Annotated in this window: 24 protein-coding genes; 15 read left to right on the plus strand and 9 right to left on the minus strand. The window is 58.5% G+C overall.

Translation table 11 applies throughout. From position 1 onward, the window contains the following. Positions 1-3: 3 nt before the first annotated feature. Positions 4-924: a DMT family transporter gene (locus RBI05_RS02570; RefSeq protein ID WP_310550016.1), complete on the minus strand. Its 921-nt coding sequence runs from the start codon at positions 922-924 to the stop codon at positions 4-6. Positions 925-1,085: 161 nt separating this feature from the next. Here RBI05_RS02570 and pdxR point away from each other — a divergent pair, with 161 nt between their 5' ends. The 11 genes from pdxR (at position 1,086) to RBI05_RS02625 (ending at position 13,462) form a co-directional block, all read left to right on the plus strand. Beyond that, positions 1,086-2,525, plus strand: coding sequence for a MocR-like pyridoxine biosynthesis transcription factor PdxR (gene pdxR / locus RBI05_RS02575; RefSeq protein WP_310550017.1), 1,440 nt, complete (start codon positions 1,086-1,088; stop codon positions 2,523-2,525). A gap of 15 nt (positions 2,526-2,540) precedes the next feature. Then, the gene (locus RBI05_RS02580) at positions 2,541-3,503 is read left to right on the plus strand and encodes a phosphotransferase family protein (protein WP_310550018.1); all 963 of its coding nucleotides are present in this window, start codon (positions 2,541-2,543) and stop codon (positions 3,501-3,503) included. Between the two features lie 87 nt (positions 3,504-3,590). Beyond that, complete coding sequence (locus RBI05_RS02585) at positions 3,591-4,658, plus strand: ABC transporter ATP-binding protein (RefSeq protein ID WP_150458462.1); 1,068 nt, start codon at positions 3,591-3,593, stop codon at positions 4,656-4,658. Positions 4,659-4,839: 181 nt separating this feature from the next. Continuing rightward, positions 4,840-6,279: a glycoside hydrolase family 43 protein gene (locus tag RBI05_RS02590; RefSeq protein ID WP_408638276.1), complete on the plus strand. Its 1,440-nt coding sequence runs from the start codon at positions 4,840-4,842 to the stop codon at positions 6,277-6,279. 132 nt (positions 6,280-6,411) lie between these two features. Next, the gene (locus RBI05_RS02595) at positions 6,412-7,203 is read left to right on the plus strand and encodes an exodeoxyribonuclease III (RefSeq protein ID WP_310550019.1); all 792 of its coding nucleotides are present in this window, start codon (positions 6,412-6,414) and stop codon (positions 7,201-7,203) included. Between the two features lie 3 nt (positions 7,204-7,206). Continuing rightward, positions 7,207-8,436 carry an aminopeptidase gene (locus tag RBI05_RS02600; RefSeq protein ID WP_310550020.1) on the plus strand — a complete coding sequence of 410 codons (1,230 nt, stop codon included), beginning with the start codon at positions 7,207-7,209 and terminating at the stop codon, positions 8,434-8,436. 190 nt (positions 8,437-8,626) lie between these two features. After that, positions 8,627-9,637: a FecCD family ABC transporter permease gene (locus RBI05_RS02605; protein WP_310550021.1), complete on the plus strand. Its 1,011-nt coding sequence runs from the start codon at positions 8,627-8,629 to the stop codon at positions 9,635-9,637. After that, entirely contained in the window at positions 9,634-10,641 is a 1,008-nt protein-coding gene (locus RBI05_RS02610; RefSeq protein ID WP_150458466.1) for a FecCD family ABC transporter permease, read from the plus strand. The genes RBI05_RS02605 and RBI05_RS02610 overlap by 4 nt, the downstream gene beginning before the upstream one ends. 408 nt (positions 10,642-11,049) lie before the next feature. Beyond that, a complete protein-coding gene (locus tag RBI05_RS02615) occupies positions 11,050-11,961 on the plus strand; it encodes a glycoside hydrolase family 43 protein (protein WP_310550077.1) in 912 nt (303 codons plus the stop codon). Between the two features lie 156 nt (positions 11,962-12,117). Beyond that, complete coding sequence (locus RBI05_RS02620) at positions 12,118-13,047, plus strand: MBL fold metallo-hydrolase (protein WP_310550022.1); 930 nt, start codon at positions 12,118-12,120, stop codon at positions 13,045-13,047. A gap of 61 nt (positions 13,048-13,108) precedes the next feature. Further along, a complete protein-coding gene (locus tag RBI05_RS02625; protein ID WP_150458468.1) occupies positions 13,109-13,462 on the plus strand; it encodes an antibiotic biosynthesis monooxygenase in 354 nt (117 codons plus the stop codon). A gap of 146 nt (positions 13,463-13,608) precedes the next feature. On the opposite strand, the gene RBI05_RS02630 is transcribed toward RBI05_RS02625, so the two are convergent. Both RBI05_RS02630 and RBI05_RS02635 read right to left on the minus strand, forming a co-directional pair. Further along, a complete protein-coding gene (locus tag RBI05_RS02630; protein WP_310550023.1) occupies positions 13,609-14,514 on the minus strand; it encodes an aldo/keto reductase in 906 nt (301 codons plus the stop codon). 138 nt (positions 14,515-14,652) lie between these two features. Continuing rightward, on the minus strand, positions 14,653-15,063 hold the full coding sequence (locus RBI05_RS02635) for a hypothetical protein (protein ID WP_310550024.1): 411 nt from the start codon (positions 15,061-15,063) through the stop codon (positions 14,653-14,655). 150 nt (positions 15,064-15,213) lie between these two features. Here RBI05_RS02635 and RBI05_RS02640 point away from each other — a divergent pair, with 150 nt between their 5' ends. Beyond that, on the plus strand, positions 15,214-16,098 hold the full coding sequence (locus RBI05_RS02640) for an aldo/keto reductase (protein WP_150458471.1): 885 nt from the start codon (positions 15,214-15,216) through the stop codon (positions 16,096-16,098). Positions 16,099-16,218: 120 nt separating this feature from the next. Here RBI05_RS02640 and RBI05_RS02645 read toward each other — a convergent pair whose 3' ends face one another. The 5 genes from RBI05_RS02645 to RBI05_RS02665 form a co-directional block, all read right to left on the minus strand. Continuing rightward, on the minus strand, positions 16,219-17,244 hold the full coding sequence (locus RBI05_RS02645; protein WP_408638283.1) for a siderophore ABC transporter substrate-binding protein: 1,026 nt from the start codon (positions 17,242-17,244) through the stop codon (positions 16,219-16,221). Between the two features lie 32 nt (positions 17,245-17,276). Next, positions 17,277-18,044 (minus strand): iron ABC transporter ATP-binding protein, encoded by a 768-nt coding sequence (locus tag RBI05_RS02650; RefSeq protein WP_150458472.1) that lies wholly within the window; start codon positions 18,042-18,044, stop codon positions 17,277-17,279. Further along, positions 18,041-18,988 carry an iron chelate uptake ABC transporter family permease subunit gene (locus RBI05_RS02655; protein ID WP_310550026.1) on the minus strand — a complete coding sequence of 316 codons (948 nt, stop codon included), beginning with the start codon at positions 18,986-18,988 and terminating at the stop codon, positions 18,041-18,043. The genes RBI05_RS02650 and RBI05_RS02655 overlap by 4 nt, the downstream gene beginning before the upstream one ends. Continuing rightward, positions 18,981-19,940, minus strand: coding sequence for an ABC transporter permease (locus RBI05_RS02660; RefSeq protein ID WP_310550027.1), 960 nt, complete (start codon positions 19,938-19,940; stop codon positions 18,981-18,983). The genes RBI05_RS02655 and RBI05_RS02660 overlap by 8 nt, the downstream gene beginning before the upstream one ends. A 113-nt stretch (positions 19,941-20,053) precedes the next feature. Further along, complete coding sequence (locus tag RBI05_RS02665) at positions 20,054-21,601, minus strand: helix-turn-helix transcriptional regulator (RefSeq protein WP_310550028.1); 1,548 nt, start codon at positions 21,599-21,601, stop codon at positions 20,054-20,056. A gap of 224 nt (positions 21,602-21,825) precedes the next feature. Between RBI05_RS02665 and RBI05_RS02670 the strand changes: the two genes are divergently transcribed. From RBI05_RS02670 to RBI05_RS02680, 3 genes are all read left to right on the plus strand, one after another. After that, positions 21,826-22,983: an alpha/beta hydrolase gene (locus tag RBI05_RS02670; RefSeq protein ID WP_310550029.1), complete on the plus strand. Its 1,158-nt coding sequence runs from the start codon at positions 21,826-21,828 to the stop codon at positions 22,981-22,983. 22 nt (positions 22,984-23,005) lie between these two features. Beyond that, positions 23,006-23,527 (plus strand): WYL domain-containing protein, encoded by a 522-nt coding sequence (locus RBI05_RS02675; protein ID WP_310550030.1) that lies wholly within the window; start codon positions 23,006-23,008, stop codon positions 23,525-23,527. Between the two features lie 73 nt (positions 23,528-23,600). Next, entirely contained in the window at positions 23,601-24,017 is a 417-nt protein-coding gene (locus tag RBI05_RS02680) for a VOC family protein (protein WP_150458477.1), read from the plus strand. Positions 24,018-24,083: 66 nt separating this feature from the next. Here the strand turns inward: RBI05_RS02680 and RBI05_RS02685 are convergent, their stop codons facing one another. After that, positions 24,084-25,490 (minus strand): serine hydrolase, encoded by a 1,407-nt coding sequence (locus RBI05_RS02685; RefSeq protein WP_310550031.1) that lies wholly within the window; start codon positions 25,488-25,490, stop codon positions 24,084-24,086. Between the last annotated feature and the right edge of the window lie 68 nt (positions 25,491-25,558).

The following is a 25,558-nucleotide window of genomic DNA, read 5'->3' on the forward strand; positions in this document are numbered from 1 at the left end:
GGATCACCGGGGCCGGCTCTGCCGCGTTCCGGGGAGAGCGCCGAGCATCCCTATGCCGGCCATCACCACGGCTCCGCCGGTCCATTGATAGACATTGACCCGCTCCCCGAGCAGCAGGGCGGACAGAATCATCGACGTCAGCGGCAGAAGGCCGGAGAAGGCCGCTACCGTGTAGGCGTCGCAGCGGCGGACGCCTGCATAGAAGAGCGTGAAGGAGAGCCAGGTCACGATCCACCCGTACCAGGCGAGAGCCGCCCATTCCTCCGCTCCCAGAACCTGCAAGGAGCGGACCGGGTGCTCCAGGGAAGCGGGCAGGAGGCAGAGAAGGAAGGCCATCGCGGCGACGAGCAGCGCCTGTATGCCCGGACGAAGTCCCTCCAGGGAACCCGCGCCGTATTTGCGGGCGAGGATGTTGAAGGTAGCCTCGCTCGCAGCCGCGGCCAGTACGAAGGCATTTCCCGCGAGATGCTGAAGAGAGATTCCGCCGGGCTGCAAGCCCGCTCCCTGCAGCAGCGCAATGCCGGCCGCCGCCGCAGCGATGCCGACGATTCGCCGGGCGGTGAGCTGCTCGCGCAGGAAGAGCCAGGCCAGCAGCGCGGTTATCGCCGGGGCGGCGCCGGTAAGAATCCCTGCCTCGGCGGCGCCGGTAGATTGCAGGCCCAGGAACAGCAGCGCCCGGAAGAGAACGATGCCGAGCAGCGCCTGCATGACAAGCATGCGCCAGTCGGCGGCGCGAAGACGGCGGGCCGTGTGCAGGAAGGCCCCTGCCCGCAGAGGCAGCGCTGCGGCCAGAAGCAGCCCGAGGCCGGCGGCGGCAAGAGTGAAGGGTTCGAGCTCGCCGGCAAGCAGCCGGCCTGCGACGGGCGAGGTGCCGGCCAGAATGAAGGCGAGCGCCAGAACCGGTCTGCCGTTGTTCTTATTCATAGTGAAGTGTCCTTCCCGGAGGGCCCTTCCGTACCATTAACGATTCGTTAGTAGTATTATAGCAACCCTGCTGGTATGCTTGAAGCGCCAGTTGAAGCGGTTATTGACCGGACCAGTTGGAGCAGTCATGAAAAGCATGATTAAAGGAAGGAGAGACGCCGGTGTGGGACATTGAGCTGAAGCCTCAATCGGAGACCGGCCTGTCCGTGCAGATCTTTCGGTCCTTCCGGAACCGGATGCTCTCGGGCCGCATTCAAGCCGGAGAAGCGCTGCCCTCGACCCGGGAGCTGGCCCGGAGTCTCGGCGTGTCGCGGAATACGGTCACCGAGGCGTACGAACGGCTGGTTGCCGAAGGGTATGCGGTAACCTCCCAGGGCGCTCCGACCCGGGTGGCGGAAGGTCTTCGGACGGAGCCGGGCCGAGAAGAGACGGAAGAAGAGGCGCAATCGAAGCCGGCGGACGGCCTTCCGGACTGCGCAGCGGAGGCAGCGGCGCCGCTGAAATGGGATTTCAAGACCGGACAGCCGGATTTGACCCGGTTCCCGTGGAAATCCTGGACCCGGGCGCTGCGCGAGGCCCAGGGGACGCTGAGCCCGGCCGGGTTCGGCTACGGAGACCCGCAGGGCTACGGTCCGCTGCGGACGGAAATCGCCGGCTGGCTGCTGCGCAGCCGGGGCATAGAGGCCGACCCGGCGGACATCTGTATTACTTCGGGTTCAACCCAGGCACTCTACCTGCTGGCCGGGATTCTGCATAAGGAAGGATGTCCCTTCGCCCTCGAAGATCCCTCCCATCCGGGCATCCGCACCATCATGCAGCTCGGCGGGCGGCCGGTGCACTGGATGCCGGTGGATGACCGGGGCGCGCGGGTTGATACTCTGGAGGGCAAGCCGCTCTCGGCGGTCTATGTAACCCCGTCCCACCAGTTCCCGCTCGGAGGAATTCTGCCGGCAAGCCGAAGGGCATCCCTGGTAAGAATGGCGGCCGAAGGCAGCTATTATGTAATCGAAGATGACTATGACAGCGAATTTCGCTACCGGGGCGCGCCTGTAAGCCCGCTGTATGAAATGGACCCCTCCCGGGTCGTCTATGTCGGCACTTTCAGCAAAACCATGTTCCCTGCCCTGCGAATCGGCTTTGCGCTGCTTCCTCCTTCTCTCAAGAGCCGGTGGCTTCACCGGCGGACTTTCCTCGACGTGCAGAGCCCCCTGTTGGAGCAGGCTGCGCTGGCGCTGTTCCTGCGCGAACGCCTGCTAGACCGCCATGTTCGCCGGATGCGCCGCATTTACGGAACTAAGAGACAGACTCTGCTCACCGCGCTGGAGACGGCGTTCGGGGACAACGTCCGGGCGCAGGGGGAAGCCTCCGGCCTGCACACGGCGGTCCGCTTTCCCGAAGGGACGGACGCCGAGGCGCTGGAGGCGGCCTGCCGGAAGGAAGGGATCGGCGTTTACGCGCTGACGCGGTATGCTGCCGTCTGCGGGGAAGCGGACCGAAATACGCTGCTGCTCGGCTACGGCCATCTGGAGCCTGAAGCCATCCGGGAAGGAATAGCGGCCCTGGGCGCGGTCTATGTCGGTATCCGGGCTTATCACGATTGATGAAGGAGAAGAAGGATGGAGAGCCATACGAAATCAAGAATCGGCTTTGATCTGCAAGCCGCGCTGGTGGAATCGAGCCTGGGAAGAGACAAAGGCCTGCTGCTGAAGTCGAAGGAGCTGACCGGCGGGTATTTCAACTCCGCTTATGAGGTTGCGCTGACCGACGGTTCGGCCCTGATTCTAAAAATCTCGCCCATGGACGGCATCGCCACCATGACCTATGAGCGGGACATTATGCGCGCCGAAGTCGCGGCGCTGCGGCTGATGGCGGAGACGGGCACGGTGCCCGTTCCGCGGGTGCTGGCCTACGACGACAGCCGGCGGCGGCTGCCGGCGGATTATTTTATCATGGAGAGAATCGACGGAACGCCGTACAATGACCTCAAAGGGAGCTTGACCGCCGAGGAACGGGCCGCCATCGAGCGCGAAGCGGGACGGCTGAACCGGGCGATCAACGAAATCGGGGGCGAACAGTTCGGACTGTTCGGAGGGCAGGGACCGACAGGAAGCTGGCGGGAGACCTTCGCCTGGATGATCGGCATGGTACTGGAGGATGCGGACCGCCTCGGCGGCTCGCTGCCGATGCCGGTGGAAGAGGTGCGGCGGGCCATAGAGGAACGTCTTCCGCTGCTGGATGCGGTCACGGAGCCACGGCTGGTGCACTGGGATCTGTGGGATGGGATTATTTTTGTAAAAGACGGACGGATCGCCGCGCTCATTGACTGGGAGCGGGCGCTCTGGGGCGATCCGCTGATGGAGTATTACTTTCGCTATCTGGAGAATTCGCCGGCATTCTTCGAGGGGTACGGCAGCTTCTGCAATTCCCCGGATGAGCTTCGCCGACGGAAGCTGTACGATTTCTATCTGGATCTGATTTATTATGTAGAATGCTTCTCCAGAAAGTACGAGAGCCGGGAGCATCTGGAGTGGGCGATGGACACCATTAAGAACGGCTGGGAGCGTTTCCTGCAATCTTGACTTGTATTTGGACCCGCTTTTTGTCTATACTATTGATAATTATTATCAATATTAACTTTCTACGATAGAGCGGAGATGGAGACAAGAATGGAACGCCTGCTAGAAGTCAAAGATTTAGCCATATCCTTCCATACGCGCGGCGGCGAGGTTCAGGCCATCCGCGGCGTCAGCTTTCATGTGGATAAAGGGGAGACGCTGGCGATCGTCGGCGAATCGGGCTCGGGCAAGAGCGTCACGTCCCAGGCGTTGATGAAGCTGATTCCCACGCCTCCCGGCCGTTATAAGGGCGGAAGCATCCTGTTCGACGGACAGGAGATCATTACGAAGAGCGAGAAACAGATGCAGTCCATCCGCGGCAAGGAGATCGGTATGATCTTTCAGGACCCGATGACGTCGCTGAATCCGATGATGAAGGTCGGCAAGCAGATCACGGAAGTGCTGCACAAGCACGAGAACATGTCCCGCGGAGCCGCCGTCAAACGCGGCATTGAGCTGCTTAAGCTGGTCGGCATTCCGTCACCGGAGCGGCGGTTCCAGCAGTACCCGCATGAATTCAGCGGCGGGATGCGGCAGCGCGTCGTCATCGCCATGGCGCTGGCGGCCAACCCGAAGCTGCTGATCGCCGATGAACCGACCACTGCGCTGGACGTTACCATTCAGGCCCAGATTCTCGATCTGATGAAGGAACTCCAGAAGAAGATCGGAACGTCGATTATCTTCATCACACATGACCTCGGCGTTGTGGCAAGTATGGCCGACCGGGTAGCTGTCATGTATGCCGGGCAAATTGTCGAGATGGGAACGGTCGAAGAGATCTTCTACGATCCGCGCCACCCGTATACCTGGGGTCTTCTCGGCTCCATGCCGAGCCTCGAGAGCAAAGGCTCCATGCTGACGGCCATCCCGGGAACGCCGCCCGATCTCATCAAGCCGCCCAAGGGCGACGCCTTCGCCATGCGAAGCACGTATGCCATGGCGATTGACTATGAGAAGGAGCCGCCACTGTTCAAGGTGTCGGATACGCATTATGTCAAGTCCTGGCTCCTGCACCCGATGGCTCCGGCCGTAACCCCTCCGGACGCGGTTCTCAAGAAGCATCGCAAGCTGCCGGGAACGTATGAGCAGCCGGTGCAGGTCGACAACTACTTTGAATAATCAGGTTCTTAAGCGTGCGGTCTCTCTGGAGGCCGCACTTTTTTTGGTGGAGAGAGCAGCAGGGAGCTAAATTTATATTTAGTAATACATGAAACAAAACATATACATCTAAATAAAAGTATTGACGAACCCGCCATCCCGGGCGCAAAATGTAAGGGTATACATATGGAGGTGGACCCTTGTGAAGAAACCTGCGTTCGGCGCTCTGGCCGTTCTGCTCCTGCTTGGCGCCTGCTCGGGGCCGGCCGGCAACCAAGGCGGCGGAGAAGCGCCGTCTAGTCCCGAATTTACCAACGTGTCGGTGCATGACCCGTCCGTAATCCGGGTGAAGGACACGTATTATGTGTTCGGCTCGCATCTGACGGCTGCCAAGACTACAGACCTGATGAACTGGGAGCCGATTGCATCCGGTGTGCATGACGGGAACGCGCTTATTCCGAACGTCACCACCGAACTGGAGGAGACGCTCTCCTGGGCGCAGTCCGATACGCTCTGGGCCCCGGATGTCATTCAGCTGGCGGACGGCAAGTTCTACATGTACTACGACGCCTGCCGGGGCGATTCCCCGCTGTCGGCGATGGGGGTCGCCGTTGCGGATTCCATCGAGGGCCCTTACCGGAACAAGGGCATTATCCTGAAATCCGGAATGACCGGCATTTCGGATGACGGCACGGTCTATGATTCCACCCAGCATCCGAATGTGGTGGACCCCGATGTGTTCTTTGACAAGGACGGCGGGCTGTGGATGGTCTACGGTTCGTACTCCGGCGGGATTTATATCCTGAAAATGGACCCGGCCACCGGCCTCCCGCTGGAAGGGCAGGGCTATGGAACCAAGCTGCTGGGCGGCTATCACGCCCGGATCGAAGGCCCGTACATGCTCTACAGCCCGGAGACGGATTATTACTACCTCTTTCTCTCCTATGGCGGCTTGACTGCCGACGGCGGGTACAATATCCGCGTTGCCCGGTCGAAGAATCCGGACGGACCGTTCGAGGACGCGGAAGGCCGCAAGATGGCGGAGGCGCAGGGGACGCCGGGGCAGCTTTTTGACGATCCCGCCTATGCGCCTTACGGAGTCAAGCTGATGGGGAATTTCGAATGGTCCGCGGAAGGCGCGAAGAATCCGGACGAGACGCTGGGATACGTATCGCCGGGTCGCAACTCCGCCTATTACGACGAGAAGACAGGACAGTATTTCCTGATCTTCCACACCCGCTTCCCCGGCAGGGGAGAAGAGCATGAAGTCCGGGTGCACCAGCTCTTCATGAACAGCGAGGGCTGGCCGGTGGCGGCCCCGGAACGTTACAGCGGAGAGAAGATCGGCCGTTATAAAGGGAAGCAAATTGCCGGGTCGTACCAGTATATAAGCCACGGCAAGGACATTACGGCTGACCTTGTCGCCTCCCAGGCGATAAAGCTGAACGAAGATGGGGCAATCTCCGGTGCCGTCTCCGGGACCTGGGAGCTGACCGGCGGGCACGGTGCGCGGCTGACTATTGACGGCAACGCATACGACGGGGTATTCGTCCGGCAGTGGAACGAGCGGACGCAGCGCATCGGAATGAGCTTTACCGCCGTGTCCAGAGAAGGCGTAGCAGTCTGGGGAAGTTCCTTCTAGGTGTTGCCCGCTGGATTCAAAAGACCGGGGAGACAGCTCCCCGGTCTTTTGGCGTTTCTCTTCCGGCAGGCAAATTGACATCTCCCGCATCAAAGGGAATAATGTCTAGAGGACAAGGGGGAACCGAAAGACATGAAGCTGGTGTCATGGAACGTCAACGGCCTCAGGGCCTGTGTGAACAAGGGATTCAACGACTATTTCGCCGCCGCCGGCGCGGATGTGTTCTGCGTGCAGGAGACGAAGCTTCAGGAGGGCCAAATCCGGCTTGAGCTTGGCGGGGAATACCGGCAGTACTGGAATTATGCCCACAAAAAGGGCTATTCGGGTACGGCGGTGTTCACACGATTGGAGCCGCTGTCTGCGGCTTATGGCATGGAGGGCATGGAAGAAACGGAAGGCCGCGTGATTACGCTGGAGTTCGACTCCTTCTACCTGGTCAATGCCTATTCGCCCAATGCCAGACGCGACCTCTCCCGGCTTGCGTTCCGGCTGGAATGGGAAGACCGGTTTCTTGAACATCTACTGCGGCTGGATGCCGTCAAACCGGTGATTGTCTGCGGCGATCTGAATGTCGCCCACCGGGAGATTGATCTGAAGAACGCGAAGGCGAACATCGGCAATTCGGGCTTCACGGACGAGGAGCGGGGCCGGATGACCCGATTGCTGGAGTCCGGCTTCATTGATTCCTTCCGGCATTTGAACCCGGATACAGAGGGTGTCTATTCCTGGTGGAGCTATATGCCCAAGGTGCGAGAGCGGAACATCGGCTGGCGGATCGACTATTTTCTGGTGTCAGGCCGCCTTGCGCCCTCGATTGCCGGAGCAAGCGTCGATTGTCAGATTATGGGCAGCGATCACTGCCCGGTGGTGCTGGAGCTGGATCTTCCGGCGACGGTCGTACCCGCAACTAAGAAGGAGGAGTAAAGAATGAAAGATTGGAATACGATGCTGGAACGCTACGCCCGTCTGGTCGTCAAGGTGGGCGTGAATGTCCAGCCCGGTCAGGTGCTGATGGTGCATGCGCCTTTGGAGACGGCGGAGCTTACACGGAAGATTGTGGCAAGCGCTTATGAAGCCGGAGCCAAATATGTCCTGGTGGACTGGGAAGACGAGCAGACCAGCCGGATCCGGTTCGAGAAAGGCCCGGACGAATCGTTCGATTATTATCCGAAGTGGCAGGCGGATATGCTGGAGAAGTTCGCGGAGGAAGGCGGCGCAGCGCTTCATATCAAGGTGCCGAATCCCGATCTGTACGACGGAATCGACTCGGAGAAGGTCTCCCGTTCGGTCAAGGCGGCCGCGGTGCTTCGCCAGAATTATCAGGCCTATACCCGCAACAACCGGATCAGCTGGGCGCTCATCAAGGCGCCGACGGCGGCTTGGGCTAACAAGGTCTTCGCGGATCTTCCCGAAGAAGAGCGGATTCCCGCTATGTGGGAAGCCATCTTCCGGATGAACCGGGTGGATACGCCCGATCCGGCGGCGGCATGGGAGAAGCATCTGGAACGGCTGCGGCAGAGCGAAAGGAAGCTGAATGCCAAGCGCTACCGGAGTCTGCATTACCGGGCCCCGGGAACGGATCTGCGGGTCGAGCTGCCGGAAGGCCATATCTGGCGGGCGGCGGGCGGATTTAACGACCGGGGTGTGCATTTTGTGGCCAACATGCCGACCGAGGAAGTCTACTCGATGCCCAAGCGTACGGGCGTGAACGGTACCGTATCCAGCACGCTGCCGCTGAACCTGAACGGACGGCTGGTCGACGGCATCCGCCTGACCTTCAAGGACGGGCGGGTGGAATCCTATGAGGCCCGCAGCGGCAAGGAGCATTTGACTTCCCTGCTGGCGACTGATGAAGGCGCATCCTATCTCGGAGAGGTAGCGCTGGTGCCGCATAATTCGCCGATCTCGCAGATGAACCGGGTCTTCTACAATACAGGGATCGATGAGAATGCTTCCTGCCATTTTGCGCTTGGAAGCTCCTACCCGGTCAATCTGGAAGGGGGCGCCGGAATGAGCCGGGAAGAGCTGCTGGAACGGGGGGCGAACGTCAGCCTCACGCATGTGGACTTCATGATCGGCTGTGCGGAGCTGGATATCGACGGCGAGCTGCAGGACGGCACCTGGGAGCCGGTGTTCCGCGCCGGGAACTGGGCCTGATTCTCCTTCCTTCGTTTGACCTCAAGCCGGACGGACGCTCACTCACGGGCGCTCCTTCCGGCTTATCGGCATGGTGTTGAGGGCTGCGCTATCCGCGGACGAAGAAAAAAGTGGACAATTCCCGGTTTTAACGTAATAATGAGAATCATTATCATACATAATGGATGACGTTTTTTTACAAGGGGAATTTATGGATACGACCAAACGACTCCAACACTCATTTCTGTTCCAGCTGCTGACGGCGCTTGCCGTACTGCTTCTGTCCTTCGCCGTGTCGCTTGTTCTGGGCGCGCGCACGACCAGTCTGCATGAGGCCTGGATGGCGCTGACCGGCGGCGGAACCGGCGACAATGCCACCATGATTCGCGAAATCCGTCTTCCGCGCATCGCCGCCGGACTGCTCGTAGGCGCTGCCCTGTCGGTTTCGGGCGCTATTATGCAGGGGCTGACCCGCAATCCGCTGGCCGATCCCGGCCTGCTCGGGATCACCTCAGGCGGCACTGCGGCCATTACCGTGGCGCTGGCTTTGATGCCTTCGATGACCTACCTTGGCCTTACGGGCGCCTCCTTCATCGGAGCGGCCGCGGGGGCCGGTCTGGTCTTTGGCCTGGGGCAGCTGTCCCGCACGGGGCTGTCGCCGCTCCAGCTTGTGCTGGCCGGCGCGGCGGTCTCCGCGCTGCTGATCGCCGTTACGCAGGGCGTCGGCTTAATATTCCACGTCTCCAAGGATGTGACGATGTGGACGGCCTCCGGCCTGATCGGAATCGCCTGGGCGCAGGTCCGGTCGGTTGCGCCGGTCATTGCGGCAGGCATCGCGGGAGCGCTGCTGCTCTCCCGCCAGCTCTCGATCTTAAGCCTGAACGAGACGGCTGCGACCGGACTCGGCGTCAATGCCGGACGGGTCAAATTCGTTCTCTATCTGCTCGTCGTGCTTCTGGCCGGCGCCTCGGTGGCGTTGGTCGGCAATATGGCGTTCCTCGGACTCATGGTGCCGCATATCGTCAGGGCGGCGGCGGGGACGGATTACCGTCGTATACTTCCGCTGTCGGCAATTGCGGGCGCGGCCTTCATGGTGCTGGCGGATACGCTGGGACGAATGATCAACGCTCCGTTCGAGACGCCGCTTGTGGCGATTGTCTCCATGGTGGGGCTGCCGTTCTTTCTTATCATTGTGCGCAAAGGGGACAAGCTGCTGTCATGACTACAACCGGCTGGATAACCAAATACCGTCTTCTCCTGGCGGGGCTGGGAGTGCTTCTCCTCGCGACGCTGCTGGCCGGTATGGGCATAGGAAGCGCCTCGGTATCGTACAGCCGCATCCTGCCGACCTTATTCGGGCACGGGAGCTTCAAGGATGACTTTGTGCTGTTCTCGGTTCGGCTTCCCCGGATGCTGGTTACGGTGCTGGGCGGGATGGCGCTTGCCCTGTCCGGGTCGGTGCTCCAGGCCGTAACCCGCAACGATCTGGCCGATCCGGCGCTGGTGGGCATCAATGCGGGAGCGGGAGTAGCAGTGGCTGTCTTCTTCCTGTTCGTGCCGGTTGAGGCGGCCTCGTTCGCCTATATGCTGCCGGCCGTAGGCTTCGCCGGCGGCCTTGCCGCCGCCGTGCTCATCTATCTGCTGTCCTACTCCCGGGAACAGGGCATTCAGCCGATCCGGCTCGTTCTGACCGGAGTAGGCTGCTCGCTGGCCTTGAACGGAACGATGATTGTCATCATCTCATCGACGGACCAGCGCAAATTCGATTTTATCGCGAACTGGCTGGCCGGCAGCATCTGGGGGACAGACTGGCCGTACATCGGAGCGCTTCTGCCCTGGCTGGTGCTGCTGATCCCCTATATTCTGTATAAATCGAATGCGCTCAACCTGCTGGCTCTCGGAGAGCCGGTGACCGTAGGTCTGGGTGTGCCTGTGCAGCGGGAACGGCTTCTGCTTCTGCTGGCGGCGGTGGCCCTCGCTTCGGCGGCGGTCTCGGTTACCGGCTCGATTTCCTTCGTCGGCCTGATGGCGCCGCATATTGCCAGATCGCTTGTGGGCCCCCGGCACCAGCTCTATGTGCCCGTGTCGGTGCTGACCGGCGGCTGGCTGCTGCTGGTCGCCGACCTCATCGGCCACAATGTGGGCGATGCGGGGGGCATACCCGCCGGAGTCGTTGTGGCGCTGATCGGCGCGCCTTACTTTGTATATCTGCTGCTGCGGAAATAACGCAGCGGGCAGGAGGCGGCGGCTTCCGGAGCCGCCGGTTATCGCTATCGAAAGGCGCTGCAGCGGCGGCGCCTTTTTATTTTTAAATAAACTAAAATAAAAAACGGATTAACTGGAAGGAGAGTAGAGTAGTAAAGATCAATAATATAGAGTCAAGCTGAACAAAAAAGATATTGACATGGAAGAACAAAAGACGTAATTTTAATTCGGAATTAATGATTTAATTAATTCCTAAATAAATGTGCGCAGGGAAGGAGGGAAACGAGCGCATTACCGGACCATTATGTAAGCGGTAACATAGAGAGGAATCGTTATGGAGCTGACAGGGAATCCATCACACTTCGCCCAGGAGAGTGATTGCTAGTGTCCAAAGTCCGCAGAACGAAGTATGCCGCCTGGCTGCTCGCCATGTTCCTGCTGGTCTCATCCGCTTTTCCCGCTTCCGCCGCAACCTGGTCTCTGACCGGAGATACCAATGTGCATGATCCCGCCTACATCAAGGAGGGCAATACGCACTGGGTCTTCAGCACAGGCTCGGGTCTGCAGGTTCTCTATTCAACCAATGGCACCCATTTTGTTCGCTCGCTTCCGATCTTCGCTTCCGAACCTTCCTGGTGGGATGCCTATGTGCCGAACCATCCGAATCTCGACGTATGGGCGCCTGATATTTTCTATTCCAACGGCACGTACTACCTGTACTATTCCATCTCCACCTTTGGTTCCAAGGTATCCGCAATCGGACTGGTCACGACGAACTCGATTAGTGGCGGGGTCTGGAAGGATCAGGGGATGGTCATCAGTTCGAACGATGCTTCCAGCTACAATGCCATTGATCCCAATCTTATGCAGGATGCCAAGGGGAACCTGTGGATGGTGTTCGGTTCGTGGAGCAACGGCATCTATGTTACGGCCATCAGCAAATCCACGATGAAGTCCACAGGCAACGCCTACCGGCTTGCGACGAAATCGGGCGGCATTGAAGGCGCCAGTCTTGTCTACAACAGCAGCACGGGCTATTACTATCTGTTCGTCTCCATCGGGGCCTGCTGCCAGGGGGTGAACAGCACCTACCAGATTGCCGTCGGACGTTCTGCCAGTGTAACGGGGCCCTTTTACGCCAAAGACGGAACAGCAATGAAGGACGGCGGCGCAACGGTGATCGACAGCGGGAACGCCTACTGGAAAGGACCGGGCGGCCAGGACATCTCGGGAACGAACCTGATTGTTCGGCACGCTTACAGCGTTGCCGAGAATGGTGCGCCGAAGCTGCTTATCAGCGATCTGTACTGGGATTCGAACGGCTGGCCTTACTTTAATTAGCTCATCCTTCATACACCGGCGGCCGCAGCGCGGCCGCTTTTTGGCGTGATGCTGCACGCGGCAGAGGGAAGCTTTATTTCTCACAGACAATCTTGGACGTCCCGAATAACATTGAAACCATTCATCCGGCTAGCGGATGGGAAGGGAGCCGTAGAAATGAGGAACTCACCCTATTTTGAATGCCATTCTCTGGCGGACGGTGTCTATGTGCTGGAAGCCAAGCGAGCGTGGGGAGCCATGAGCAACGCCGGTGTTATCGACATGGGAACCTATACGCTTGTCTGGGATACGTTCAATACGCCTGCCGCAGGCGCTGACCTGCGCTTGGCGGCGGAAGAACTGACCGGCAAGCCGGTCAGGTATGTGCTGAACAGCCATTGGCACGGCGATCATGTAAGAGGCAACCAGCATTTCAAGGATGCCGTCATTGTCTCGACGACACGGACCCGAGCGCTGATGTTGTCCAGACAGCAGGAATGGCTCTCACGGATGAGCGCCCTTCTACCCCAATTGGAGAGGGACATTGCCGATCTGCGGCGTGGCGCCGCAGACGGCGCCGAAGCGGGGAAGGACACTCAGCTTGAGATGCTGGAGGACCTCAAGCGTTCTATTATGGAACTGGAGATTACGCCGGCTGCGTTAACCTTTGAATCGGCCCTCCATCTTTACGGCGGGCGTAGAATGGCTTCCTTCATCTCGGTGGGGGCCGGACACACCGAATGTGATGCTGTGCTCTACCTGCCCGAGGAGTCTATTCTGTTTACCGCCGATCTGACGCCTGTTGGCAACCATCCGCTGCTGGTGGACGGGAACCCGGCCTCCTGGCTCGAAGCCTTGGACCGGTTGGAGACTTACGGTGCGCAAAGGATTGTGCCGGGTCATGGCCTGGTTGCTGACGGAGCCGCTGTGCATGTCACACGGACGTATATCCGTGAACTGACGGAATACAGCCGAATACCGGCAGATGTACGAGAAGAGAAGATGCCGGATCAGTACGCCGGATGGGCCGCGGCGGAGAATTATACCCGCAATCTCACTTGGTTGAGAGAAAGAGAAAAGGGAAGTCAATCAGAAAGAATAGATTGAAGTTGATAATCATTATCATTTATAATGATAATGAAATCATTTTGCCGGGAGGAATGCTCGAGTGTTTATTGTAATGAGAACAACCATCGTCGATGCCGGATTCAGCGACAGAATTGTCGAGCGGTTCCAGGCGCCGGGTCCTCTTCAGGAACGGGACGGGCTGTTGGATATTTCCGTAATGGTGAACCGGAAGGCGAAAGAGACGGAAGAAGTCGTTACGATGATCCGCTGGGAGTCGGAGGAAGCCTGGAAGAATTGGGAGAAGAGCGAAGAGCATATTCAAGGGCACCGGAATAGCCGGGGCCAGCAGCCGCTTGAATTCATCCGGTCTGTAGCGGTTCAGATGTACAACGTCCGCATGGTTAAGGAAGGTAAGGCTTTCGGGTCGGGGTCGGCGCGGCAAGCCGCAGAATGAGCGTCGGAGCCGACGTCCGTCCGGCTCTGGTCAGACAGCAGTCAAAGAAGAATGAAGAAGGGTTCCGTCCCGCCGGTATCGGCGGCTCGGAACCCTGTTTGTGCTCTCGGCCCTGCTTCGGCACTACAAGTCCGGGCACTCGGCCGCTATCGGTGCTGCCGATAGCGGTTGGCCTTGCTGACGCTTCGGATGAAGGCCAGCTCTTCCTCGCTCAGCGGCGGGCAGTCTGCCGCCGAGAGGTTCTGCAGCAGCTGCTCCCGCGAGCTGGCGCCGGGTACGATTGCGGCAACGGCCGGATGGCCGAGCGGATAGCGCAGAGCTACCTGTGTCAGATTGCGTCCGCTGGCGGCAAACTTCTCTTCCAGCACCGTGCGCAGCGTCTTCAGCTCATCCAGCTCATAATCGGGAACGCCCTTCAGCGGTTCCCGTCGGGCGGCCAGAGCGCCGCTGTGCAACGGCCCGCGTCCGATGACCCGGATGCCCCGCTGCTGAAGCAGAGGCAGCACCTCCTCTTCGGCGCGCCGGTCGACGATGCTGTAGGGATTCATCACGCTGACGATCCCCGACCGCGCCGCATATTCGCGGATAACGTTCGGGCGCAGGGAAGAGATCGCATATTCCCGGATCAGTCCGTCCCGTTTCAGCTCCTCAAAAGCTTCGATCGTGTCTTCGATCGGATCGTCCATCGTCCCGCCGTGAAGCTGGTATACGTCGATGTAGTCGGTTCCGAGCCGGCGGAGACTGTCGCGTACTGCCTTGCGGATATAAGCTCCCGAAGGGTCCCAGACCCAGCCTTCCTGTCCCGGAATCCGGCGGTTGCCGACCTTGGTCGCAAGGATCACCTGATTGCGGCGGCCCTGAATGGCGCGCCCTACCAGCTCCTCATTGCGGCCGCTGTCGTAGAGGTCGGCGGTATCCAGCAGCGTAACTCCGCGGTCCAGCGCTTCATGGATGAGAGAGACGGCCTGCCCCTCCTCGGTTCCAAGCGACATGCAGCCCAGCCCGATCTCGCTGACTTCGATGCCGGATGCGCCCAGACGGTTCTTCTTCACGATTCATCGCTCCTTGTGTTTTCCAATCTTCGGCTATTCTCTTCTTCATTATAGCATGAAACAGGAGAGCCCCTGACGGGAGCTCTCCTTAACTGAGCGAAGAAGACTTGCGGTTCGGATGCGGCTTGTCCGAACGGGTCAGCGGGCGATGGAGGTGGCGCTAAGCGTTACCGGACCAACCACATAGGCCGTGCCGGGCGTCTGGCGCTCGATGGATACGGCATAGTCATGAGGCCCGGGTGCGACGTTCTGATCAATGTGCTGAATGGTGATAACGGCGAATTCATTGTAGAATTCCTCCACGGTGTAAAGCGCATAGAAGATTGTCTGCGAATCCCGCAGGAAGCGGAGCAGCACATTGGTGGAAGCGTCGCCGGCCTGAACGCCGACGGTTGCGACAAGCTGAACGGCATTGGGCGCAGCAGAGACGTTGACTCTGGCGAAGGCCAGACCGACGCCGGCCGGAGCCAGAGGGACGGGAGTGACAGTGCTGTCCGCCGTAGTAACCGGCGTGGGAACGGATGAGGCAAAATCAACAAGACGAGCCATGTTGGATCACTTCTCCTTTTCGTTGGGATACGATAATATATGAATAAGAACTGGTAATGATAGAGTCAAATGGAAGGCAGCAGCAGCTGATTTTTGGAAGAAGCAGGCGAGAAGAGCAGCAGACATTAAGGCTTAAGGAGAGGAATCAACATGCAACTGCGTCCTTACGGAACAACGGACATGAAAGTCAGTATTCTCGGATTCGGCGGGGCTGAAATTCGGAACTCGGACCAGGCGACCGCCGACCGGCTGCTTCACAGCGCGCTCGATGCCGGTCTGAATATCATTGATACCGCGGAATGCTACGGGAACAGCGAAGAGCTGATCGGCCAAGCCCTCTCGGGACGGCGAAGCGATTACTATCTGTTCACCAAATGCGGGCATACCGCGGGTCTGGAAGGAGCCGACTGGGACCCGGTTATGCTGCGTGAGAGCATCGACCGCAGTCTGAAGCGTCTGAACACGGACTATGTCGATGTAATCCATCTGCATAGCTGCACCGAGGAGATTCTTCGGCGGGGCGAAGTCATTCAGGTGCTGCAGGAAGCCAAGCAGGCCGGCAAAACGCGCTATATCGGCTACAGCGGCGATCACAACGATTCCCGCTACGCGGTCGGGACCGGCGTATTCGACAGTCTGGAGACTTCTATTAATATCGCCGATCAGGAATCCGTCGCCATTATTGCAGAAGCGGCCCGGAAAGGCATGGGCGTAACCGCGAAGCGGCCGATTGCCAATGCCGCATGGGCTTTCGATTCCTTCAATGAGGATGACTACCCTTACGTCTATTGGAGACGCCTTCAGGAGCTGAAATACGATTTCCTGGGCGATGTTCAGGAGGGGGTAAGCGTCGCGCTTCGCTTCGCTCTGACGGTTCCCGGAGTCAGTACAGCCATCGTCGGTACGCGCAACCCGGACCGGTGGGTCCAGAATGCGAAGCTGCTGGAGCAGGGGATGCTCCCGGAGGAGCAGTACCGGAGCATTACCGCCCGCTGGGCGGAGACAGCCGGACCGGACTGGGTCGGCCAGCGTTAATCCGGTTAGGGGCACAGCTTCAAGCTAACCGCTTCAATAAAACAACGGACTGCCGGAAAGCCGGCAGTCCGTTGTTTTTGCCATTCTATAAAAGCAGAGAGATAACGCTCATACGGCCGGTTACTTCAACGCGGCTGCAACCTCGTCAACCATAGCGGCGACCGACTCAAGGCCGCCCCCGGACAGATACCAGTAATTGGCATCCAGATAGACAATGTGGCCGTTCTTATAGGCATTCGTTCCTTTGACCAGCTCATTCTCGACGAGTTCCTTGGAGGCCGGGGCGTCTCCCGACATGGCCGCGCCGCGGTCTATGACGAAGAGATAATCCGGGTTCTTCTCGGCGACATACTCGAACGTGACGCTCTGCCCGTGCGTCGAAGCTTCAATGTTCGCGTCGGCTTCCTTGAATCCGAAGACATCATGGATCATGCCGAACCGGGAACCGGAGCCGTAGGCGCTGATATTGCCCTCATTGGCCAGAATAATCAGCGCATTCTTGCCTTCCGCGCTGACCTTGTCCTTGAGCGTCTGAATGGAGTCCTCCACCTTCTTCAGCTCCGCTTCCACTTCTTTCTCCTTGCCGAAGATCCGGCCGAGTGTTTCGGTATTCTCTTCAAAAGAATCCATATAGCGCGCGGAATCGACACCCATGAAGACCGTCGGGCCGAGCTTGGACAGCTCCTCGTAGTAGTCCGATTGTCTGCCGGAGATCAGGATCAAATCCGGGTCAATCGCGCTGATCTGCTCCAGATCGGGTTCTTTCAGGCTGCCGACATTGGCATAGTCCTTGCTCTCGTATTTGCTCAGGTAAGGAGGGATGTTAGCTTGCGGTACGCCGGCAACTTCGACGCCGAGCTTGTCCAGGGAATCGAGAACGCCGAAGTCGAAGACGACGACCTTCTGCGGATGATGCTGTACGGCAGTCTCGCCAAGCTGATGCTTGATGGTCAGCTCCGCCGGTGCCGCGCTTGCGGCCGGAGCGGCAGAGGAGACCGGAGAAGAAGCCGGAGAAGCCGCTGCGGCCTCTGCCTCGCCGCCCGCTTCGTTGTTGTTGCCGCAGGCTGTCAGCGCCAGGCCAAGTAAGGCTGCAAGCGCTCCTTGTGTCCAACGTTTGCTTTCTGATCCGTTCATCGTCATTTTCATTGTCACCATAACCCCGCCTTTGTCTGATTCGTTTAAAAGGATGCGGCAAAATACACGCCGATTCGTTGTCCCCGGATATTCTCCACCGGAATGTCCATCTCATAGATCTCCCGAAGGGCTTCGGGAGAGATCATTTCCTCCGCTGTGCCTTCCCTCACCACCTTTCCGTGCTTCAGCGCCACAATCCGGTCGGAGTAGCAGGAAGCGAAATTAATGTCATGCAGCACGATGACGACCGTCTTGCCAAGCTCGCCCGACAAGCGGCGAAGCACCTTCATAATCTGGACGGCATGCTTCATGTCCAGATTGTTCAGCGGCTCGTCCAGCAGCACATAATCCGTATTCTGGGCCACCGTCATGGCGATATAGGCCCGCTGGCACTGCCCGCCGCTGAGCTGATCGAGATAGCGGTCCTGCAGTTCCTCCAGCCCCAGATAATGAATCGCTTCGTCGATGGCCGCCCGGTCCGAAGCGTTGAGCCGTCCTTTGGAATAGGGGTAGCGGCCGAAGCTGACTAGTTCCCTGACCGTCAGTCGGACGCCGATCTGGTTGGTCTGCTTCAGGATGGAGACCCGTTTCGCCAGCTCCCCGCTGTCCCAGCGGTCAATCTCGCGGCCGTCGATCAGCACCTCTCCGGAATCCTTGCCGCTCAGCCGGCTCATCATCGACAGCAGCGTGCTCTTGCCGGCGCCGTTCGGACCGATGAAGCTGGTTACCTGTCCCTTGGGAATCGTTAGCGACACATCGCTGACGACAGGTCTGCCGCCATAGCGCTTGGTTACATTTCGGATTTCAATCATACGCGGTTCTCCCTCAGCAGCAAGAATAGAAAGTACGCGCCCCCGGCAAAATTGACGATTACGCTGATCGTAGTCGAGAAGGTGAACACCCGCTCGACCAGCAGCTGGCCGCCGGCCAGCGCCGCGATTGCGGTCAGAATCGAACCGGCCAGCAGCGGGCCGTGCCGATAAGTCGCCAGCAGCGGGTAGACAATGTTCACGACCAGAAGTCCCAGGAACGTGATGGGACCGACCAGCGCGGTCGAGAGCGAGACGAGCACGGATGCGATGACGAGCTGTCTTTTGACGGTCCGGTCATACGGGACGCCCAGGTTCAGCGCATGCTCCCGGCCCAGCGAGAGCACATCCAGCACGCGCAGATCGCGGAGTCCGTAGAGCAGCGTGCCGAATATGACGGCAATCGCCAGCGGCAGCAGGTCGGTATTGACCCGGTTGAAGCTCGCGAACATGCGCCCCTGAAGAACAAGGAACTCGTTCGGATCAATCAGCACCTGCATGAAGGTGGACAGGCTGCCGAACAGGGTGCCCATCACCAGACCGACCAGGAGCAGCAGATAGATGTGCCGGGCTTCCCCTTTGAACATGAGCCGGTAGAGCAGGCCGACGAAGAGCAGCATGCACCCCGCCGACAGCAGGAAGTTCAGCTCTGGGGAAGTGACAAGCCGGCTGGCCGAGCCGAACACGAAGACGACGAACGTCTGGACCAGCGTGTACAGCGAATCCAGGCCGATGATGCTCGGCGTGAGAATGCGGTTGTTCGTCACCGTCTGAAAGATCAGGGTGGAGTAGGCGATGGCCGCGCCCGTTACCGCGATGACGGCGATCTTGGACAGCCTGAGCGGGAAGATATAGTCCCAGCGGCCGACCCGGTCGGTGAACAGAAAGAGCGAGATCAGCGCAAGAGAGAGCAGCGACAGCAGGCTGATTTTGACCGCGTTATTCATAGACCCTTCTCCTTAGAAGCAGATACAGAAAAATCCCGCCCCCCACGACCCCGACCGTCAGGCCGATCGGAATCTCGTAGGGATAAATGACGACCCGGCTCAGAAGGTCGCAGCCGAGAATGAACACGGCGCCGAGCAGGGCGGTGTGCCCCAGGCTCTTCTTCAGATGATCGCCGTGCAGAATCGAGACGAGGTTCGGAATAACCAGCCCGAGGAACGGAATGGTGCCCACCGTGATCATGACGACCACCGACACCAGCGACACCAGAATGAGTCCGATATGGACCACCTGCTTGTAGTTCAGGCCCAGGTTGACCGCGAATTCCTCGCCCATCCCGGAAATCGTGAATTTGTCGGCATAGATATAGGCAATTGCCACGAGCGGAATACTGAGGTATAGAAGCTCGTAGCGCCCGCTCATCACCAGCGTGAAGCTCCCCTGAAGCCAGGACGACAGACTCTGAATCAGGTCATGCTTATACGCCAGGAAGGTGGTGAGCGAGCTGATCATATTGCCGAACATGAGACCGACCAGCGGAATCAGCACAGCGTCCTTCAGCCGGATCCGGTCCAGCAGCTTCATGAACAGGAAGGTGCCGGCCAGGGCAAAAGCAAAGGCGATCAGCATCTTCGCCATAGGCCCCGTGCTGCCGAACAGAAGCATGGAGACCAGAATGCCGAGCCTTGCGGCATCGTCGGTGCCGCCGGTCGTCGGCGAGACGAATTTGTTGCGGCTGATCTGCTGCATGATGAGTCCGACCACGCTCATGCTGATACCGGCGACGATCAGACTGATCAGCCGGGGAACCCGGCTGACCCACAACACCTGAAGCTGGCTGTCGCTCAGACGGAAGAGGTCCTGCGGGCGGATCTCCCTGACGCCGACGAACAGGGAAGCGGCGGACAGAAGCAGCAGGGCGGCTGTCAGAACCTTGGTGTTGAATATGCGCACAGGGACACCTCGCTGCCGTTATGTATTCTCATTGATAATCATTATCAACATGTTTATTACTATACCGGAAACTTCCCGGCAAGTGGCATGGACATTTCTGCAAAAGGGATGGATTATTCCATCTGCCGGAGAAGTTGCTCCAGCGCTTGGCCCAAGCAGCCGGCATTGGACTCCGGCTCCGATTCGCAGGGAAGGAAGAGGCAGTGCCATCGGCCATGCGGCGCAAGAACGCGCCACTCCTGTTCCAGAGCGGCCAGCCGGCCTTGACCGGCTTCCGGGGGAACCAGCACAATCAGATGGCAGCCGCTTTGCCCGGCCCATTCGGCCAGACTGCCTGCCGGGCAGACTTCCATGGGCCGGGGGCGCAGCGGCGGAGCCACTCCAAGTTCTTCGTAGAAGAGGACGCTGAGCTTATGGCTTCGCCTGCCATAGACGGCCATGCCATGCGGACAGGCTTCGGCGAGCACAGCCGGTTCGCTGCCCCAGCGTTCGCGGAGACGCTTCCTTGCATTCTCCGCCATCGCTTCGAACAGCCCCGTCCAATGCTCGGCAACCGGTGCAAGCTCCAGCCAGGCGGCGGCTTCGGCCAGACGCCTCCTCCAAGGATCTTCGGGGCGTAAGATCAAGGTGGGGGCAACGGCTTCCAGCTCACAAAGCACCGCATCGGGTACCGGACCGCTCAAGATGCGGTCGGGAGCGGTCCGCCGCAGCTGTTCAAGCGCTTCCTCCGCCGGCGCGGTCCCTTCCACATCGAGCGTTAGACAGGGCGCGAGACCGAGCGGGGCGAGGTCGCCCGAGAAGACGGGAGACAGTACGGCAATCCGGCGGCGGGCGGCCTGTCTGTAGAGGCTCGGAGGAAGACCGAGCTGCTTCTTGAATACGCGGCTGAAATAATGCTCGTCCGCATACCCTGCGGCGTGCGCGGCTTCGGCGACGGAAGCGCCGTATTCGGCAAGGAGGCGCATGGACGCCTGAAGACGCGCTTCGGTCGCGAATTGAAGCGGGCTTAAGCCGACCTGCCGGCGAAAGGCCCGGTAGAAGCGGCCGGAGCTCACGCCGGAGGCCTGCGCCAGTTCTTCGATATCCATGACCTCGTGGCAGTGCTTGACGATATGTTCCCGGACATGGCGGACATAGGCCTGCAGGTCGGAGCCGGCCGCCTTCGGCTGCCGGACAGCGTCCATGAAGCCGGAGAGAATCAGGTATAGATGCGATTGCAGCCGGTAATGCTGGGCGAAATCCCCGGGAGTGCAGCCGCGAGTAAAATCGGACATCCAGATGCCGGCCTGCGGCATCCGGAACGAGCGAATGCGCTCCATGGCCAAATATTCGCGCTGAAAGCTGCGGATGGCCTCCAGGGTGCCTTCCGGCCCCCGGATAATAAAGCGGACCAGCAGCGCTTCACCGGCGCGCCCGCCGTCATTGCCCAGCGTGCAGGAGCAGCCCGCCGGCACCAGCATGAATTCGCCGGCTGCGATATCGTCGGCAAGGCGCGACGGGCCGCCCTGCAGGGCGGCCTTCAGCGGAATGCCGGCCGCGTACAGCACAGCGGCTTCGCCCGGGGCCGGCGACCACTCCCGCCGGCTCCGGGCGGGAAGGAGAAGCTTCTCCGTCCCCTGGTAGGAGAAGATCAGTTCATGCATGGCTTGGGCCGGAACCATGAGGGTCGGAAGCCTCCTTTTCAAGATAAATGATAATGATTATCATTGTTAACGAAAACCGGACGGATTGCAAGCACAGGTAATGCCAAAGAGAGGGGCGCAGGGCAGACAGGGACCAAAATGTGAAAGTTTTTGGAATCGTTTTCCTCCGTTTCTATTCCTGATATAATAGGTTCTTGTAACCTGTGAAAACGTTTGAACAACTTAGGAAGCGAGGGAATGGAATGGTTAAAAGATGGATGTGCAGGCTAAGCTGCCTGGGGCTGGCCACCTTATTTATGTTAGCGCTTACGGCTTGTAACGGGAATAACAAGGAGTCCACCGGTGCGCAGCCTTCGGCAACCCTGAAGGCAAGCCCGGCTGCGGCTGCGGCCAAAGGCACCGTGAGCATCGAGAAGCTTGGGGAACGAAGAATCTTTGTGTATCTGCCGCCCGGTTATGACACCGATACAGACCGTTATCCGGTCGTGTATATGAACGACGGCCGGAATGTGTTTCACACCGGCACCAGCTCTTTCAATAAAGAGTGGCTGGTTGACCAGAACGTGGACCAGCTTGTCGGAGAAGGCAAGATGGAGAAGGTCATTGTCATTGCGGTTGATGCAGGGGAAGGAAACGACCGGGGAAATGAATATGTTCCTTTTGCCAATGATAAAGTCCTTTCAGATGGAATCGGAGCGGAGAAATTCACCCGTTTCTTCCTGGACACGGTAATTCCTTATGCAGATTCAACCTACCGGACGATCCCGGACAGGGACCACCGCATGATTATAGGATCGTCCTATGGCGGTGTGCAGGCGTTCTGGATGGGCTATCACCATCCCGAGACATTTTCGATGATCGGGGCGATGTCGCTCCCTATATGGGTAGCTAACGGACCCGCCTATGAAGCGTGGGCGAAAGAGTCCGGGAAGCCGGATGTGAAGATTTATCTGGACATGGGTGCGAAGGAAGAAATGGGTATTGATCCTCTGGTAGATATGCTTATGGCTAAGGGATTTCAATACGGAAAAGATTTATTCTATCTGATGGACCCTGCGGGGGTGCATGATGAGACCTCCTGGTCCAGACGCGTACATAATCCGCTTATCCTGTTCACCGGGAAGGCAGCCGGCAGACCGGTCAAGCTGGAAGTTAGCCGCTATCTGTCCTACACGATGACAGGAACGTTCCACCGGATCAATCCGGTCGTTACGATGGAGAATGGAATGGAATATTCCGTACCTTCCGAAGCTTCCTATAAGGTGCTGAATCCCGAAGTGGGACGGGTGGAGCCGTCGGGAATCGTGACTTTCCTGAAGCGGGAGAATCTGCGGGTGGAAGTGACGTATCAAGGGTTGACCCAGTCCTATGAGATGGCTCCTGCGTTTGACTTGAAATAGCATGAATCTGTAAATTACGGGTATGAACAAAACCGATCGTATGCTGGCCATTGTACTGGAGCTGCAGCGCAGGAGAATCGGCATGGCGGATTCGGCGGAGAGCCGTCACAGCGAACGGACCGCCGCTCCCTGCGGGCTTGCCCTTGTGGAAGGTTCCTGGATGCTTGTGGCGTGGTGCGATCTGCGCCAGGCCATCCGTCATTTCCGGCTGTCCCGCATGAAGGATTTGATTGTACTGGAGGATCGGTTCGAGCTCCCGGAAGACTTTGACTTGAAGAAGTACACGCCTTCCGATGACCGGAACATAGAAGTGCGTCTGCGGTTTAATCTTGAGGCCGCAGACCGGGTGAAGGAATCCGGCTATCCGTACTTGGAGGAAGTGGAAGAGCATCCTAACGGGCTGGATGCGGTCCTTCGTGTTCGCCGGCTGGACGATCCGGTGTCCTGGGTGCTGGGCTGGGGCTCGGACGTCCTTGTGTTGGAACCGGAGTCCTTGCGGGCCCGGATTCGGGAGGAAGCCCAAAGAATAGTTAAACGCTACTGACATAACGTTGTCAGTAGCGTTTTTTATAATGGGTATGTCAAGACAAAGAAGAAAAGGAAGGATGATATCGGATATGAACTTTGCTTCAGCAAGAATCATTACGGACCACGTGGATCGTCTTGTCGAGTTCTATGAGAAAATTACGGGAGTCAGCGCCCAGCGACCCGCACCCGTATTTGCTGAATTTGTTCTGCCTTCATGCACTCTGGCTATCGCCCACGCCCAGACGGCGCAGCTGTTCGGCCCCGGTTCTGTGGAGGCCGGCAGCAACCGCACTGTCATTCTGGAGTTCCGCGTTGACGATATCGAAGCCGAGTTTAGACGCTTGCAGCCCTGGGTCGACGATTGGGTCTTGGACCCGACGACAATGCCCTGGGGGAACCGTTCGATGCTGTTCCGCGATCCCGACGGCAATCTGCTTAACTTCTTCGAGCCGGTGAGCAAGGAGGCGAAGAGACGGTTCTCATCCCGCGAGAACCTCGGCCGGTAAGCAGCAAGCCCGCGCCAGGCGCGGGCTTCTTCGTGCTTGCTATCCGGCTTATGAGGCCGCTTTTGGTTAATTGGTTTTGGAATCGTTCGAGGCTTTGGAAATCGTCCAGAGCCCGGAGAGGATTTCAATGGCATCGGCATAAGTTGTCGCACCTGAAGGCTGGAAGGTGCCGTCAGCATAACGGCGGATTTTGTTCAAGAAGGATGCTTTCAGAATGGATGCTTGGGCCCAGCTTGGCACTTCCGAACGATCTTTGTAAGATAACTCTGCTAATTCCGTATTCACTGTACCATGCAGTAGTTCGTAGGCACGAATGAACATGGTGGTCATCTCCGCTCTCGTAAGGATCGTATCTCCCTTGAAGCTGTTGTCAGACAACCCGTAAATGATTCCTGCTTCACGTGCGGCGCGGATATCGTCATAGAACAGACTGGCGGGTGCGACATCAGAGAAGGTCTTGCCTTGCGGTGAGGCTTTAAGACCAAGCTCGCGAGCCAATAAGGATGTGAACTCGGCTCTTGTTACAGGTCTTCCCTCATTAGCGGCATTATCCGCTGCCAATTGATTATAAACGGCTTTTGCAATTTGCTGCACAACCGGATTGCCTAGTGCCTGGGCCTGGTCGAAATCATCTGTAGTCGTAACCTCGGTCATTACACTGATCGCCAGCTCGCGTCCGGGCAGGAGGAAGTAGCCGGCGTCATGGGTAACATTCGCATTCTCACCGGTTTTGTGGGCGATGGGGGCATCAGGTAGAGCAGTCCCGAATTTCGTGTTAACCTCCTGCGCGGCCATCCAGGTTATAATCTGGTTCCGGGATGCGGTGGTCAGGAAGGTTCCGTCATAGATTTTCTCCAGAAGCGTAACTAAGTCCGCGGCATTGATATAGTTATCCTGTTCCGGTGTCGGAGCAGAAGCGAACATTTTACGTCCCAGGTGCATAACCTTCAAGCCGAGCTTATCCATCAGGGCTTGTACCTTGTCCAGACCGACAACGTCAATGAGTACATTGGTGGCTGTGTTATCCGATTGTGTAATCATAAGCCGGGCCAAACGTTCAAGCGTCACCTCTTTCGGAAAACTCTCCTTTTGGAGAGAGCCTGTCCCACCTACTACATCGGCAGGTTCAACTGTGACTGTATCGCTTAACTTGAGAGTTCCGTTATCGACTTGCTGCATAAGCGCGGATACCAGGGCCATCTTTATGGTACTGGCGGGTTTGTATGTATCGTCTTTTCCGAGCACCATTCCGTCGTCCGCATACGAACCGCTCAAATCCTCCATCCCGACGGATACACGTATACCGTCTTTCCAGGCCTTATCAATAATGGGTTGTACGACTCCGGCAATTGCGGATAAATTGGCAGCTGTGGCATTTGCAGAGACTGTGGCCGGTTGAAATCCGGGCAGAAGCGAAACCGTAAGGAGAGAAGTAATGAGTGTGATTTTGAAAATAGAGGATTTGTTGGTCATGGTTAGTCTGGGCTCCTTTGAGTCATTCTGTAAACAATGTAAAGTATTCTTACATATTTGGCGACGGA

It is taken from the genome of Paenibacillus glufosinatiresistens, assembly GCF_031470375.1.
Taxonomy (GTDB): domain Bacteria; phylum Bacillota; class Bacilli; order Paenibacillales; family Paenibacillaceae; genus Paenibacillus_AQ; species Paenibacillus_AQ glufosinatiresistens.